Annotated in this window: 10 protein-coding genes; 6 read left to right on the forward strand and 4 right to left on the reverse strand. The window is 48.3% G+C overall.

Annotated features, from left to right (window positions below; translation table 11 throughout):
- Nucleotides 1-299: 299 nt before the first annotated feature.
- The 3 genes from pheT to V2I46_08165 form a co-directional block, all read right to left on the reverse strand.
- A complete protein-coding gene (pheT, locus tag V2I46_08155) occupies nucleotides 300-2,765 on the reverse strand; it encodes a phenylalanine--tRNA ligase subunit beta (protein MEE4177467.1) in 2,466 nt (821 codons plus the stop codon).
- A 199-nt stretch (nucleotides 2,766-2,964) separates the two neighbouring features.
- A complete protein-coding gene (locus tag V2I46_08160; GenBank protein ID MEE4177468.1) occupies nucleotides 2,965-3,912 on the reverse strand; it encodes a hypothetical protein in 948 nt (315 codons plus the stop codon).
- Nucleotides 3,913-4,002: 90 nt separating this feature from the next.
- The gene (locus tag V2I46_08165) at nucleotides 4,003-4,905 is read right to left on the reverse strand and encodes a hypothetical protein (protein ID MEE4177469.1); all 903 of its coding nucleotides are present in this window, start codon (nucleotides 4,903-4,905) and stop codon (nucleotides 4,003-4,005) included.
- 281 nt (nucleotides 4,906-5,186) lie between these two features.
- Here V2I46_08165 and V2I46_08170 point away from each other — a divergent pair, with 281 nt between their 5' ends.
- Complete coding sequence (locus tag V2I46_08170; GenBank protein ID MEE4177470.1) at nucleotides 5,187-5,882, forward strand: phosphoribosyltransferase family protein; 696 nt, start codon at nucleotides 5,187-5,189, stop codon at nucleotides 5,880-5,882.
- Nucleotides 5,883-5,959: 77 nt separating this feature from the next.
- On the opposite strand, the gene V2I46_08175 is transcribed toward V2I46_08170, so the two are convergent.
- A complete protein-coding gene (locus V2I46_08175) occupies nucleotides 5,960-8,566 on the reverse strand; it encodes a lamin tail domain-containing protein (protein ID MEE4177471.1) in 2,607 nt (868 codons plus the stop codon).
- Between the two features lie 94 nt (nucleotides 8,567-8,660).
- Between V2I46_08175 and V2I46_08180 the strand changes: the two genes are divergently transcribed.
- The 5 genes from V2I46_08180 (at nucleotide 8,661) to V2I46_08200 (ending at nucleotide 14,930) form a co-directional block, all read left to right on the forward strand.
- Nucleotides 8,661-9,653 (forward strand): aspartate-semialdehyde dehydrogenase, encoded by a 993-nt coding sequence (locus tag V2I46_08180; GenBank protein MEE4177472.1) that lies wholly within the window; start codon nucleotides 8,661-8,663, stop codon nucleotides 9,651-9,653.
- Between the two features lie 121 nt (nucleotides 9,654-9,774).
- Nucleotides 9,775-10,731, forward strand: a complete 957-nt coding sequence (locus tag V2I46_08185) for a diacylglycerol kinase family protein (protein ID MEE4177473.1) — start codon at nucleotides 9,775-9,777, stop codon at nucleotides 10,729-10,731.
- A 14-nt stretch (nucleotides 10,732-10,745) separates the two neighbouring features.
- The gene (locus tag V2I46_08190; protein ID MEE4177474.1) at nucleotides 10,746-12,278 is read left to right on the forward strand and encodes a glycine--tRNA ligase; all 1,533 of its coding nucleotides are present in this window, start codon (nucleotides 10,746-10,748) and stop codon (nucleotides 12,276-12,278) included.
- A 74-nt stretch (nucleotides 12,279-12,352) separates the two neighbouring features.
- Nucleotides 12,353-13,324 carry a polyprenyl synthetase family protein gene (locus tag V2I46_08195; GenBank protein MEE4177475.1) on the forward strand — a complete coding sequence of 324 codons (972 nt, stop codon included), beginning with the start codon at nucleotides 12,353-12,355 and terminating at the stop codon, nucleotides 13,322-13,324.
- Between the two features lie 73 nt (nucleotides 13,325-13,397).
- The gene (locus V2I46_08200) at nucleotides 13,398-14,930 is read left to right on the forward strand and encodes a hypothetical protein (GenBank protein MEE4177476.1); all 1,533 of its coding nucleotides are present in this window, start codon (nucleotides 13,398-13,400) and stop codon (nucleotides 14,928-14,930) included.

Consider the following 14,930-nt stretch of genomic DNA (forward strand, 5'->3'; position numbering starts at 1 on the left):
TTTCTCATCATCCCTTTCTCCTGCTTTTTGCAGACAAAGCAATCGGGGCAACCACTAACCCACCAACGACCTACCATGGTCGTGTGTACACAAACCTTATCTGAAGACGGTAGGACCATTACACGAGCATGGTACGACCATGGTGTGGCAGGTTATGATTTTTTTTACCTGAATGTGTATGTTTTTAAGACTAAAAACAAAATGAGACACAAATACAAACAAATGATTATCAATCAGTTCGTTTGTTTCAAAAAAAATGAATAAAACCAACTGGGGTTGATCACCTGTTGAATGGAAATCTATTTCCTGATTTCGGCGCCGAGTTCCTTTTCGAAGTTCCAGGCAAGTTTTTGCATGATCTTATCGATCTCTTTATCGGTAAGGGTCTTGCGCTCATCGAGCAGGATAAAACTCACGGCATACGATTTTTTGTGCTGTCCCAGGCGTTCGTCCTGGTACACATCGAAGAGGCGAACGGCTTTCAGCATTTTACGTTCGGTATGGAAAGCCAGTTTCTCGATTTGCGCGAATTTCACCGAACGGTCGATGAGCAGGGCCAGGTCGCGGCGCACTTCAGGGAACTTAGAGATCTCGGCGTAGAGCACTTGCTGCCGGTCGGCATGCTTCATCAGGGATTCCCACTCGATGGTGGCATAATACACATCCTGTTTGATGTCGAAGTTTTTCAACAGCTTTCTTCCGACCTTGCCCAGGGAGGTCACCTCTTTGTTATTGAGAGAATAAACGAGGCCATATTCAAATACCGGGTTAAGGTTTTCGTCGGTTGCCTGCAACATCTGTTCAGGAACGCCCATGCGGGTGAACACGCTGTGAACGGCTGCTTTCAGATCGAAGAAATCAACCTCAGCCTCTTTCACACGCCAGGTTTCGGGTTGCTGCTGCCCGGTAATGAAAAGACTGAGCAGCATCTTTTCGCCGAAAGGCGCCAGGGCATTACCGGTAGCATCCTTCTCTGGGTCTTTCCAGTATATGTTGCCAAACTCGTAGAGCTTCATATCGGTGACCTTGCGGTTCTGGTTGTAGGCTATGGTTTCAAGGCCTCCAAACAGCAGGGTCTGGCGCATCACGTTAAGGTCCTGACTCAGGGGGTTAAGGATCTGCACCGAACGGCGGGGATCAAAACCATCGGCTTCGAAATAAGAACCCTTGGTCAGCGAGTTGTTCATGATCTCGTTAAAGCCGCGGGCGGTAAGCATATCGGAAATGGTATTCTGCAGTTTCTCCTTGTCGGGCCTGGGCGTAAGTACCATGGAGGAATACAGGCGTTCGGGCAGTTCAACGTTGTTATAACCGTAAATGCGTAATAATTCTTCAATCACATCTGCTTCACGGGTCACATCAACCCTATAGGTGGGAATGGACAGCCTGAGCACATCGCCCTGATTGTCCAACACCCGGATATCCAGACTTTCAAGGATACCGATCACTTCCTGGCGTGGGATGTCCTTGCCAATCAGCACGGCGGCGCGTTCAAGATTAAGGTGAACAACAGCGGGTTCAATCCTTTTTGGATATTCATCCACAATCTCAGAGGAGATCTGACCGCCGGCCACTTCCTTGATCAGCAATGCGGCGCGCTTGAGGGCCTCGAGGGTGATAGAGGGATCGGCTCCACGTTCAAAACGGAAGGAGGCATCAGTCTTGAGACCATGGGCTTTTGAGGTCTTGCGTATGCTGACAGGGTTGAAAAAAGCACTTTCGAGAAAGACACAAGTGGTGTTTTGAGTCACGCCTGAATGAACACCGCCCATCACACCACCTATACACATGGGAGTTGTGGCGCTGCAAATCATCAGATCCTCACCGGTGAGCTTGCGTTCTTCCTGGTCGAGGGTCACAAACAGGGTGTCTTTCTCAGGTTTCCTGACCACTACTTTCTGCCCTTCGATCTTGTCGGCATCAAAAGCATGGAGGGGATGGCCCATTTCCTGCAAAACGAAATTGGTAACATCGACCACGTTGTTGATGGGTTTATGTCCAATGGCCATCAATTTTTCCTTCAACCAGGCGGGCGATTCGCCAACCCGTACCCCAGAAATGGTCAGGGCGCTGTAACGCGGACAGGCCTCAGGGTCATCGATGATGACCGGGATATGGCGGTCGTCGTTGTCCACCTTGAAATGTTCTGTGGAAGGCTTTTTTAAGCTCAGGGCGCCTTTGCCCTGACGGTGGTTGATGACAGCCACCACGTCACGTGCCACGCCAAAATGGCTGGCTGCATCGATGCGGTTCGGGGTGAGTCCAATCTCAAAGACGTGATCGGTTTTAACCTCAAGATATTGGGCAGCAGGAATCCCGACAGGGGCATCGGGGGGTAGTTCAATGATGCCCTCGTGGTCGTCGCCCAGACCCAGTTCATCTTCAGCACAAATCATACCCTCAGAAAACTCGCCGCGGATCTTCACTTTTTTTAGCTCCAGCTCGCCCTTGGGGGTATAGAGTGTGGTGCCAACGGTTGCAACAAACACCTTCTGACCTGCAGCCACATTGGGCGCTCCGCAAACAATGGGCAGCAGCGAGCCCGTGCCAATATCAACAGTGGTCACCGAAAGCCGGTCGGCATCAGGGTGCGGATGGCAGGTTTTCACCTCACCGACAAATACGCCCTGCAGGCCTCCCTTCAAGGTTTCATATTTCTCCAGTGCTTCCACTTCCAGTCCGCAATCCGTCAGGATTACACCCAATGCTTCAGGGCTCTCCCGGAAATCAGCATAGTCTTTCAGCCAGTTATAGGAAATTTTCATTCCAGATCTTTTTCAATTTAATCTTCGTAAACAACAGGAACCGGTGCGCGCGCCAAGAGGGGATTTAACCGGATCGGGTGTCCCTTCATTGGAGCCAAATGCAAAAGTAATCATTTTGCAAAAAGGATTTGGTCAAGGTTGGACCTGACTTAAACAAAAAAACCGGCCCAGGCCGGTTTTTTTCTAAAGGAAAGATATTCTAATTCAATTCAAACAACTGTGTTCCCAATTCGCGCTTTTCGCCATAAATGGTCACGCGGTAGATTCCCTTTTCCAGGTCGGCCTGGGGGAGGAAATTCATGCAGGCCACCAGTTGCTGGTTCTGATAATCAAATACCTTGGAAACGGTATAAGGCACCTGGCTTTCGATCAACTGAAAGGTTTCGGCCTGGCCATTGGAAAGCAGTTCACCTCCGGGACCGGTTATCCGGATATAGAAGGTTCGGTTACCAGGTGCGGAAAGAATGTTCTCGAGGATGGTGAAGCAAGTCTGTATCTTTTCCACGCGGCCGGCACGCGAGGTTTCGCGTTCACCCCTTCGGGCAGAGCGGGTGGTAATCACTTCAATATTCATGATTTGCAACCCGCTGGCACTTTCAATCTGGTTGGTAAGGCTTTGGTTCTTCAACTCCAGTTCAATGATCTGTTCTTCGGTGAGGGCAAGAGTATTTTTCACCCGTTGATTTTCACTGGAGAGCTGGGTGTTTTCTTCCGAAAGGATCTGTGCTTTTTCCTGGTACTCGGCAAGTTGCGTTTCCAGTTCTTCCACATGGGCTTTGACTTCGGCGATAGTCTGATTACCAGCAAGCTGAAGAATCTGACCTTTAAGGCGGTTGATTTCGATTCGTTGCTGGTTGGCCAGGTTTTCCATTTCGGAATGCTCTCGGCTAAGACTTTGGAAGGCGGCATCCAGTTCATTGAGTTTTACCATCAGGCTATCGGCACGAGCCTGGCATTCATTGCGCTCCACAGCGGTTGCAACAGCCAGTTCGCGGGCCTCAAAAAACTGGCGCAACACCAAAGCGACAGAAATGGCCAACACCAGGGCGATGACCGAAAGAAAGACTATAGGCGCTATGTTTGCAGAACTGGAAGTACGAGAAAACCCTTTTCGCTGGGAAGTGTCAGATAGTCTCTGTTTACCCATATAGATTTTGTTTTGATTACTCAAAAGTAAGGAATTGAGCAAACCAAACTACAAAAAAGGCAGAAAAAATAGCAAAAAAGGGCCTAAAACCTACTTCAGGGTAATGGCTGCTTCGCCGAGACGAAAATCATCGGTAAACAGAGAGATGAGATAAAGTCCGGGTTCAAATTCTTCTATTCGCTGCCAGTAAAGGCAGGCATCGGTAACCTGGTTCTGGTAGTCGACTACCGTTTTGGAAGAATACTGAAGCGTATCACCCTCTATTACAAATGAATAAGCTTCGTCGTCGCTAACGCGCAGAATAGATCCATCGGGTTTTGCAATTCGCAGATAGACATTATGTTCCCCGGTACGTGCAACGGGGTTATCGGGGAGAGTAAAGCAAACTTTGATCTGTTCGGCGCGGCTGGCCCGGTCGGTAGCTTCCTCCCGGCCACGACTCCGGATGCGAATGGCTTCGGCACTGATTTGGTAGGCGCGCAGTGCAGAAGCAACCTCAACCTTGGATGTAAGTTCATCCTTATCCTGTTCCAGTTCGGTGGTACGGATAGTTGCCCGTTGTATTTCTTCCTGGAAGGCAATGTTTTCATCCTTCAGCACTTGGTTGAGGGTCACCAGGCTATCAATATCGCGAACATAATTCTGGGTGACCTCCTGCAGCAGGTTCAGTTGGCGGCGAATACGGTAGTAATCAGCCTGTGATGAAATAAGCTTTTGAATCTCTTCGGCATTGGCCATGATGATGCTGTCCTTGTCCACCAGGACGCTGTCGTATTCCAGTTTAACCAAATTGTATTCTGCCATCAGCGAATCGAGTTCTTCCTGTAGTTCCGTGTTGACCACAGTGGCGGCTTCCCTTTCTACCTTGAAAGACTGTCGGCTGGTAAAAAGCATAACGGCCAGTACGCCAATAATCAGCAAAAGAACAACAATGGTTCCTTTGTAGATTTTTTCATTTCTTTTGTCCGAACCAGGTTGGCTTTGGTTTTCCATGTCAGCTTGTTTTTTAGTTTATTCTTTCGTTGGTTATTTTGTCTGGTTGATTATTTCCGGGTCTAAAACGCAAAAAGGCTTAACCGAATTGCGAATATAAAGCGGTTTTGGCAAGTTATTATATACGAGCGATTATTTAATTTTGATTTTTGTTGAAAAAAAGTCAAATTTGATTGAACCAAAATGACCACTTGACAAAATAGCGGTTTTTATTATGTTTTTGCCTGAGCCTTAAGTTTTTGCAAATTTAACTATTTTTAGGGAGAAATACGGCAACAAGCATGAAAGCGGGTATTTATCTAAAGGAATTTTTCAGTTTGTTTTTTCCGCGCATCTGCCCGGCATGCAGCGAGAGCCTGGTAGCTAAGGGAAGTTTACTTTGCACCGCTTGCCAGGCACAGCTGCCATTTGCTCATTTGGCAAAGGAAAAGGAAAACCTCATGACGCAACTATTCTGGGGAAGGGTTCCGATTGAAACTGGTGCCCCCTTGTTTTATTTCAGCAAAGGCAGCAAGGTACAACACTTGATTCACCGGTTTAAATACCAGGGCTATCGTGAGATAGGCCCTTATCTTGGCCGCCTGCATGGGCAGGAACTGAAACGTTCACCGCATTACCAAGAGTTGGATATGGTGGTGCCAGTGCCACTGCACCCACGAAAAGAACGCCGGAGAGGCTACAACCAAAGCGTACTTTTTGGACTGGGCCTAGCCGAGAGCCTGGAGATCCCATTGGTTGAAAACCGCCTCCTGCGCATCGTTCCCACGGCTTCCCAAACCCGCAAGACCCGATTCAGGCGCTGGGAGAATGTGGAGTCAGTCTTTCATATTCCTGATTTGTCGGTTTTTGAAAATAAACACGTTTTACTGGTGGACGACGTGGTTACTACAGGCTCAACTCTGGAAGCCTGTTGCCAGAAACTTCAGGAAGCCCGGGGCGTAAAGATATACCTGGCCACCATTGCTCTGGCACAATAACAAAGGGGAAATGAAAAAATATAATTAAGCAGAATATTGCGGACTGGCAAGATCCTAAAGAAACTATATACTCCAGCTTACAACTTCCCTCCCAAAACAGCCGTCCTTCGAATCCTCTTTACATTCCCCTCCAGGTCCATGATCTCCAGATGAATAAGATACATGCCAATGGGAGCCTTTAGGTGTTTATCGGTGGTACCGTCCCAGGTAAAGATGCCTTCAGCGGCAAGCAATTCGGCCTGCACAAGGCGTCGAATCAGGCGGCCGCGGCTGTCGAACACCAGAAGGCTTGCCACATAACCCGGTTTCTCAAAACGGTAATGGATGCCTAACAAATCCTCGTGGCCATCGTTATCCGGAGAAAAGATCTCTGGGCTTACTACGACCTCCCCTTCAACGGGTTCCAGAGTGGCATGGTATTGTGAATTCTGATAGCCGGGAGTTCCAAAGCCAACACTTTGGGCTGCCGAGTGCCAGTTGGAACGGTCCTGAGTAGGCTGATGATAGTTGACCCTTTCGAGGGCTACCCCTTTCAAGGTGGTAAGTAAGGCAAAATGCATGTCTTCGTGACAGGTAAGCAGGTCGATTTCTTCAAGATTTGTCCTTGCCAGGGCCAACACTCCGCCGGTGTTGGTCATGGAAGGAAGGGCTGCCAGTTTAATAAAGGCGTTGGGGCGGTTGGTCATAAACGTCTTTCTTACGGCTTCCGGGTCAGTGGTCAGCACAGTGAAGTCGCCCGGGAACAACAGGCTGCTTTCCGGGTTGATGGGGCACAGATGGGTCAAAAAACCCTGTATCGTGTCCTTCGAGGCAAGGATCAGGTCTTTGAGGTCAATGACTTTTTCTGAGCGATTATACAGCTCAATAAATCGGCTGCCTCCTTCTGGTGGATTGAACAACACCTCGTTGATCACGACGTCAAAGGCTTGCGCCTGTTTAGGAACAGCCACTTTTGCTGTTTTTCCTTCCAATGGGTTTCCAGCGCAGTCGGTAAGGAAAGCAGGCAAGTCAATTTCATAAATATTGCCCGGGATCAGTGGGCTTTCCAAAACAAGCAATGCTGAGGAAAAATCGGGCAGCTGGGGGCACACTGACAACACATTCCCCGCTCCGAAATCACCCGATTGTGACAGGGACAAAAGCCCGGCTTCATCCATGGATTCACTGAAATACAATTTAATGGAGTCTTCTGCAAGGTATCCTGTTCTTAGTAATACGGGAGGTGTAACATCAGGATTGGGGGCCAAAACAGTATTTGGACCAGCCGGGGTACCTCCCAGAGGATCGTTGGAAGCGGTCCAGTTGTTTGGACCCTCACAAAAATTCAGGGGGTCAATTTTTTCGATAGACCAGCCACCCTGGCTTTTTGCTGGCTGACCATACCAGCCTTCGCTGTAGTTTACAAAAGCCACCAGGCGTTCTTCAGGATCGAATAATAGCAGGCTGTTACCCGCGTTGGTCAGGGCATTGGCCGGCAAGCCAGGAACGCTGGCGACAGGTCCAAAAGATTGGAGCGAAGGAAAGGCATCTTCACAGGCGAGTAAAAGATACCCCCCAGACTCAATAAATATGAATGGAAGCGTTCGCCTGCTATCGCCATGCTGCAGAATCCATCCATTGAGATTGACGTTAAAACCGGAAGTGTTGAATAATTCAATGTATTCGTGAGGAGGCAGGCCAACCTGGGGCGTGGGGTCAACCAGCAATTCATTAAAAACCACATCGAAACGCTGGGGCACGTAAAAAACGAAAGGAAGGAAAGTGGTTTCCATTGCATTTCCGGCAAGATCTTCAACAAGGCTAATCTGGAGGGCATATTGGATGTTCTCCTGGAAGTTCTGCGCAAAGACCAGGCTAACAAGATTGGGTTGCTGGGGGTCGCGGCTGGCGATCATAGGGGCTCCGACTCCCTGGCTAACCTGATAGTTTCCGGTAGTTTCAGCAGAAATAGGCTCCACCGGTTCGCTGAAATGCAGTATAAGCTGATTGGCCGATGCTAATTCTAAAAGTGTCACGGCTGGTGGCTCAACATCAGGGACCAGTTCCTGCACAATAAAATCGTCAAAATAAAAGCGATTGCAATTGGAAACGGTGTAATTGCAAACCAGTCCAAACCATCCCGAGGTGTTATAGGTCATATCGACAGCACTTCCCTGTTGCACGAAGAGTTGGCCTCCTGTGGCATCGGCAGCCACCTCCCACAAACCCTGATTGTTACGGGTGACACGAATCCGAATTATATTATTGGTTAAAGCGGCCAGGTTCTGTGTTCCAGCCAGGATTTCAAGGGTTTCCTCTCCATCCTGACGAACCAGGAAAAGTTTTTTGTTTTCGCCCCCATTTTTGCCAATCTGGATAAAATATCCGTGCAGCGGTCCTTTCAAATCGGGAGCATCGCTGGCGAGATAAATTTTGGGATGGTTATTGTCGGTAGGCGTAAAGGCAAGCCTGACCCAAAACTCCCACTGAACCTCAAGGGCAAGGGTGCTGGCGGTGGCAAGACAAGCCTGTCCGGCCTCCTGGTCGGTAAGGCGAAGTAACCCTTCCTGTACAGCAAAAACGTTACTATCGCCTACCCATTCAGGGTTGGAGGTAAAGTTCCCATCACTGAAGTCGTCAGAAAGCTGGGCTTTAACCACCACAGGAAGAAAAAGTACCAGCAAGAGGATTTCCCGCCTGATCATCATTAATCTTTTTTCTGGGCATTAAATATAGTAATTTTGCAGGAATTTGTTTTTGTGCACTCCCAAAAAAACGAACCCTAAAACACTGAGTCTTATGAAGATTGCACTGGTAGGAGCCACCGGCCTTGTGGGCACTGTCATGATAAAGGTGCTGGAAGAAATGAATTTCCCCTGTACGGAATTTATCCCGGCCGCCTCCGAACGGTCAGTAGGAAAAACGGTGACATTCAGGGGAAAGGAGCATACCATCGTCAGCCTTCAGAATGCTGTGGATGCCCGACCAGCCCTGGCCATCTTCTCTGCAGGAGGCTCAGTATCGAAACAATGGGCCGAAAAGTTCGCTGCCAATGGCACATACGTGGTTGACAACTCTTCAGCCTGGCGAATGGACGAGCACGTTCCCCTTGTGGTCCCGGAGGTGAATGCCCACGCCCTGAAGAAAGATACGCTCATCATTGCCAATCCCAACTGCAGCACCATTCAAATGGTCCTTGCACTGGCTCCCCTGCATAAGGCCTACGGCATCAGGCGGCTGGTGGTGTCAACCTACCAGTCGGTGACGGGTACCGGAATGAAAGCGGTGAAGCAAATGGAAGATGAGCGTGCAGGTATTGAAGGTGAAAAAGCTTATCCCCACCCCATTGATCTGAACTGCTTCCCTCATGGAGGAGATTTTTCTGACAATGGCTACACCACCGAAGAGCTGAAACTACTGAATGAAACCCGGAAGATCCTGGATGCCCCTGAGTTAAAGGTAACGGCCACCGTAGTCCGTATTCCGGTTGTTGGAGGGCATTCAGAAGCAATTAATGTCGAGTTTGAAAGAGATTTTGATCTGGGTGAGGTTCGTAAACTGCTGGAAGACATGCCGGGTATTGTTGTAAAGGATGATCCCGCCAGCAACCTTTATCCCATGCCGCTTACTGCTCAAGAAAAGAATGAAGTGTTTGTGGGACGTCTGAGGCGGGACACTACTATTCCCTATGGGCTGGATCTCTGGGTCGTAGCTGATAATCTACGCAAAGGAGCCGCCACAAATGCAATCCAGATTGCCTTTAAACTGCTTGAAAAAAGGTTCATCCAATAGGGTATAAGGATTCTTTCTTTTGGATTTTTCGCAATAGACTGAGGTTGACCTAATTTTCGTATTTTTGCACTCTGCAAAAAACGGAGGTCATCCTGTTTGGCTATAACACAAAAAGCCTCATATGATTAATTCACAATTAAAAGAATGGCTGGTAGTGGTCAATCCCAATGCCGGCATAGGTAGGGGGAAAAAGGACTGGGGAAAAATCAGTCAGCTCCTGGATGAAAATGGGTTTGACTATCATCCGGTCTTTACCGAAAGGAAGCTTCACGCCATTGAGCTGGTCATCCAAAACATTGTAACGGGATACCGGAAAATCATTGTTGTGGGTGGCGACGGGACCATGAATGAGGTGGTCAACGGAATCTTTTCCCAACAGGAAGTACCAACCACGGCGATCACCCTGGGAATGATTTCTATAGGCACCGGCAATGACTGGGTGCGAACCTATAACATTCCACTCGATTACCAGCAAGCCATCGAGATCATAAAAAGGGAAAACACCCTGGAGCAGGATGCCGGAATCGTTCAGTATTCAACCGGAAACGGAACAGCCAAACGTTATTTTGCCAATATGGCCGGCCTTGGATTTGATGGACTGGTTGCCAAAAAAACCAATGCCGATAAGGAAAGGGGAAGCATCTTGCCTATGCTTTTCCTGGTTAATCTGGTGAGTTCCATGTTCTCTTACAACTCATCAAATATCCGGATTAACATTGACGGGCGCGAGATCAAGGCCAGGGTCTTTAGCATTGGCGTTGGTATTGGCCAATACAACGGGGGCGGAATGATGCAGGCACCGGATGCCTTGCCCAATGATGGCCTGCTCGACTTGACCATCATAAAACACATATCTGTTTTGTCGATCCTCGCAAATATCCGCAGGCTCTACGACGGAAAAATTCGTAAGGTAAAACAAGTCGTTTTGCTGACCGGAAAAAACATTCGCATTGAATCTGATGTGCCCATCCCACTGGAAACAGACGGGGAATTCCTGGGGAATTCTCCTTTCGAGTTCAACATCGTTCCCAAAAGCATTAAAATCATAATGAATCACCTGGGCAAAACTGCCCAATAAAGACTTGAATCTGCATGACCAAAGGAGAAGAAACTTTCAAGAAGATCATTTCGCATTGTAAGGAATACGGGTTTATCTTTCCCTCCAGTGAGATTTATGACGGGTTGAGTGCCGTATACGATTACGGCCAGAACGGTGCTATCCTGAAAAATAATATCAAGGATTACTGGTGGCGTTCCATGGTACAGTACCATGAAAACATTGTTGGCATTGACGCGGCTATCTTTATGCACCCAACGGTATGGAAAGCTTCGGGGCACGTAGATGCTTTCAATGATCCTCTCATTGACAACAAGGACTCGAAAAAACGCTACCGCGCTGACGTCCTCATTGAGGATTATCTTGAAAAACTTAACCAGAAGATCGAAAAAGAGGTAGATAAGGCCGCCAAGCGTTTTGGTGACAGTTTTGACGAGGCGATGTTCCGGAAGACCAACCCGCGGGTACAGGAGAACCAGGAAAAGATAGAAACCATAAATCGCCGCTTTGTATCTGCACTGGAAGAAAACCGCCTGGGCGACGTCAAAGCCCTTATTGAGGAATTAGGCATCGTTTGCCCCATCTCTGGATCACGCAATTGGACCGATGTCAGACAGTTTAACCTGATGTTCAGCACCCAAATGGGCTCTGTCAGCGAGGATACCAACCAGATATTCCTGCGTCCTGAAACCGCCCAGGGGATCTTTGTAAACTACCTCAACGTGCAGAAAACCGGCCGGATGAAACTTCCCTTTGGCATTGCCCAAATCGGCAAGGCTTTCCGCAATGAAATCGTGGCCCGACAGTTCATTTTCCGTATGCGGGAATTTGAACAGATGGAGATGCAGTTTTTTGTGAAACCCGGGCAGGAAAGGGAATGGTATGATTACTGGAAACAGGAACGGCTACGCTGGCACCTGGCACTGGGCATCCCTTCAGAAAAATATCGTTTCCACGATCATGAAAAGCTTGCCCATTATGCCAATGCGGCTGCAGACATTGAATTTGAGTTCCCGTTCGGGTTTAAGGAACTGGAAGACATTCACTCGCGCACCGACTATGATCTGGGTGCCCATCAGCAATACAGCGGCAAGAAACTTCAGTATTTTGACCCGGAAACGAATGAGAGCTATGTGCCTTATGTCGTTGAAACTTCCATAGGGCTCGACCGCACCTTCCTTGCCGTGCTTTCGTATGCCTACCGTGAAGAGAAACTTGAGGATGGTTCTGAGCGTGTGGTGCTAAGCATTCCTCCGGTACTGGCTCCCATCAAGGTGGCCGTATTGCCCCTGGTGAAAAAGGATGGCATGCCTGAAAAGGCACGCGAGATCTTCGACAGGTTGAAATATGATTATATGTGCCAGTACGATGAAAAGGATGCCATCGGGCGCCGTTACCGCAGGCAGGACGCCATTGGAACCCCCTATTGCATCACCGTTGACCATCAGACTCTGCAAGACAATACCGTGACCATCCGTGAACGCGATAGCATGAAACAGGACCGTATTGCCATTGATGAGATTGCACAGGTGGTGGCACGCCGTACTGACATCCGTCCGCTTTCATAATTAAGCGAACTTTATGCAACATTATTTGTTGTGTTTAATATAATTTTATATCGCGCAAACCGAGGTTCCGGATTATGACCCTGAATGAAATCAAAGCGCCTGTTGAGGAACACCTGAAAGCTTTTGAGGCTCTTTTCAGGGAATCCATCAAAAGCAATATTCCACTGCTAAACATCATCATGCGTTACATCGTAAAACGCAAGGGTAAGCAGATGCGGCCGCTTTTTGTATTTTTCTCTGCAGGGCTTTTTTCTGAAATAAACGACAGAACCCTCCGGGCTGCTACCCTCATTGAAATGCTTCACACCGCAACGCTTATTCACGATGATGTGGTGGACGATAGCAACGAACGCCGAGGTTTCTTTTCGCTCAATGCCCTGTGGAAAAACAAAATCTCCGTTTTGGTTGGTGACTTTCTCCTCTCGCGAGGCTTACTTTTGGCCCTTGACCATGATGATTTCGACCTGCTCAAAATCGTTTCCAATTCTGTAAGGGAAATGAGTGAAGGCGAGTTGCTGCAGATCGAAAAAGCCCGAACCCTTGACATCGAGGAGTCGGTATATTTTGAGATCATCCGCAAAAAAACAGCCTCCCTGATCGCATCCTGTCTCGCGAGTGGCACGGCAGCAACAGGAGCAGACCCAGAAGACATTGAAAAGATGCGGCAGATTGGCGAGAAAATTGGCATCGCCTTCCAGATCAAAGACGACATCCTTGACTTTGATCTCAGTGCCGACAAGGGAAAACCCTCTGGAGTGGATATCAAGGAACGGAAAATGACCCTGCCACTGATTTACATTCTCAATAAATCAAGTAATTTGCAAAAACGGAAGATCATCAACATTGTCAAGAATCATAATAACAACCGGGAAAAGGTAGATTGGCTCATGCAGGAGGTGTTGGAGGGCGGTGGTATTGATTATGCCGTGGAAAAGATGACCCAATACCGGAACGAGGCTCTTGAGATGCTTGAGCATATGCCCGATACACCCGCAAGGGAATCCCTCAGGCAGCTCATTGACTTTACCATCCAGCGAAAAAGCTGATCTTTTTTCTCGCCCTGATAAATATTTCGTCTGCGATTTGTTGAAAAAAGGCAGAAACCAAAGATTAAACCCCATGATGAAAAACCCGTTTTCTTTTTTTCTTAAGAAAAGCCTGTTGACTTTTTGCATCTTTTTATTCACCAGCCTCATTATGCAGGCCCAGGACCTTCCCGAGATCAAAAAGCATGATCCCTCACTGATTGGCAAAGGAACCACCCTTGACGGAATTAAACAAGGCTTGTGGAATTACTTTAATGAGGAAGGAATCCTGCTTGAAAGCGGCCATTATGCTGGTGAAGAACGCACAGGCCTTTGGATCTTTTTTGACGAGCAGCAACAAAAGGCAGCACAAATAGATTATGACAGTTTATACTATCGCGAATTCTTCCCCAACGGCGATATTGCAGGACAAGGCGCTTTGACAGACAAGCTGGAGAAAACCGGCTTGTGGACCTATTATCACCTGAGCGAAAAGATCTGGGCACAGGGACAATACCGCGACGGAAAACAAACCGGAGAATGGTTATTCTGGTATGCGGAGGGCAATAAAAACGCCGAAGTCGCCATGGACAATGGCATCACAACCTGGTGGTATCCCGATGGAACGGTCGAAATGACCGGGCCAGTGAAAGCAGGACAACTCGATGGTGAATGGTCATACTATTATACATCGGGCACACTTCGCGAAAAAAGTGTATTTAAGGAAGGTAAAAAAGAAGGTGCCTCACGCTTATATTATGAAAACGGCAATCCTGAATTTGAAGGCAATTTTAAGGAAGGCCTGCTTAATGGATTCTCAATGTGGTATTATGAAGACGGGCAACTTGAATCGGCAGGGAAGTCAGTTATGGATGTGCAGGATAGTACCTGGACCTATTATTTTCAGAACGGGAACACTTCCTCTGAAGGAGATTTTGTGAATGGCAAAGAAAATGGTGTCTGGACCTTTTTATACACTACTGGTGAGAAACTGCGCCAGGGTCCAATGGTTGACGGCCAGCGGCACGGCGAATGGACCACCTGGTATCCCGGGGGAGAAATAAGCCACCAGGGTCCTTTTGTGAATGACCAGGAATACGGAACATGGACCAGTTGGTATGATAATGGCCAGATGCAGGATCGTGGCACCTTCACCCGGGGAAAAATGGATGAGCTCTGGGAGGGCTGGTTTGCAAACGGGACAAAACGTTATGAGGTCCGGTATGTGAATGGCGAACGCCACGGCTTGTCAAGCCATTGGTACGAAAACGGTAAGGCCCGCCAGTCAGCAAATTACGAAAATGGCCTCAACCATGGCATCTGGATTCGCTGGCAAGATAATGGCAACATGCTTGAAGAAGGCCAGTTTACCCAGGGTGAGCGCTCAGGGTTATGGGTTTACTATGATGGCAGCGGCACCAAATACCGCGAGCAGGAATACAGTGCGAGCAAAGCCCATGGCCACTTCACCACCTTTTACCCCGACGGCAGCAAAGAACAGGAAGGCTATTTTGTAGAAGGCCAGCGTCACGGAAACTGGACCTACTGGGACCCGGAAGGAAAGGTGATACGTACCATGCAGTTTGATAGAGGGAAAATGGTCAACCAAAAGGACTACAACAGGTAA

The organism is Bacteroides sp. (assembly GCA_036351255.1).
Classification (GTDB): domain Bacteria; phylum Bacteroidota; class Bacteroidia; order Bacteroidales; family UBA7960; genus UBA7960.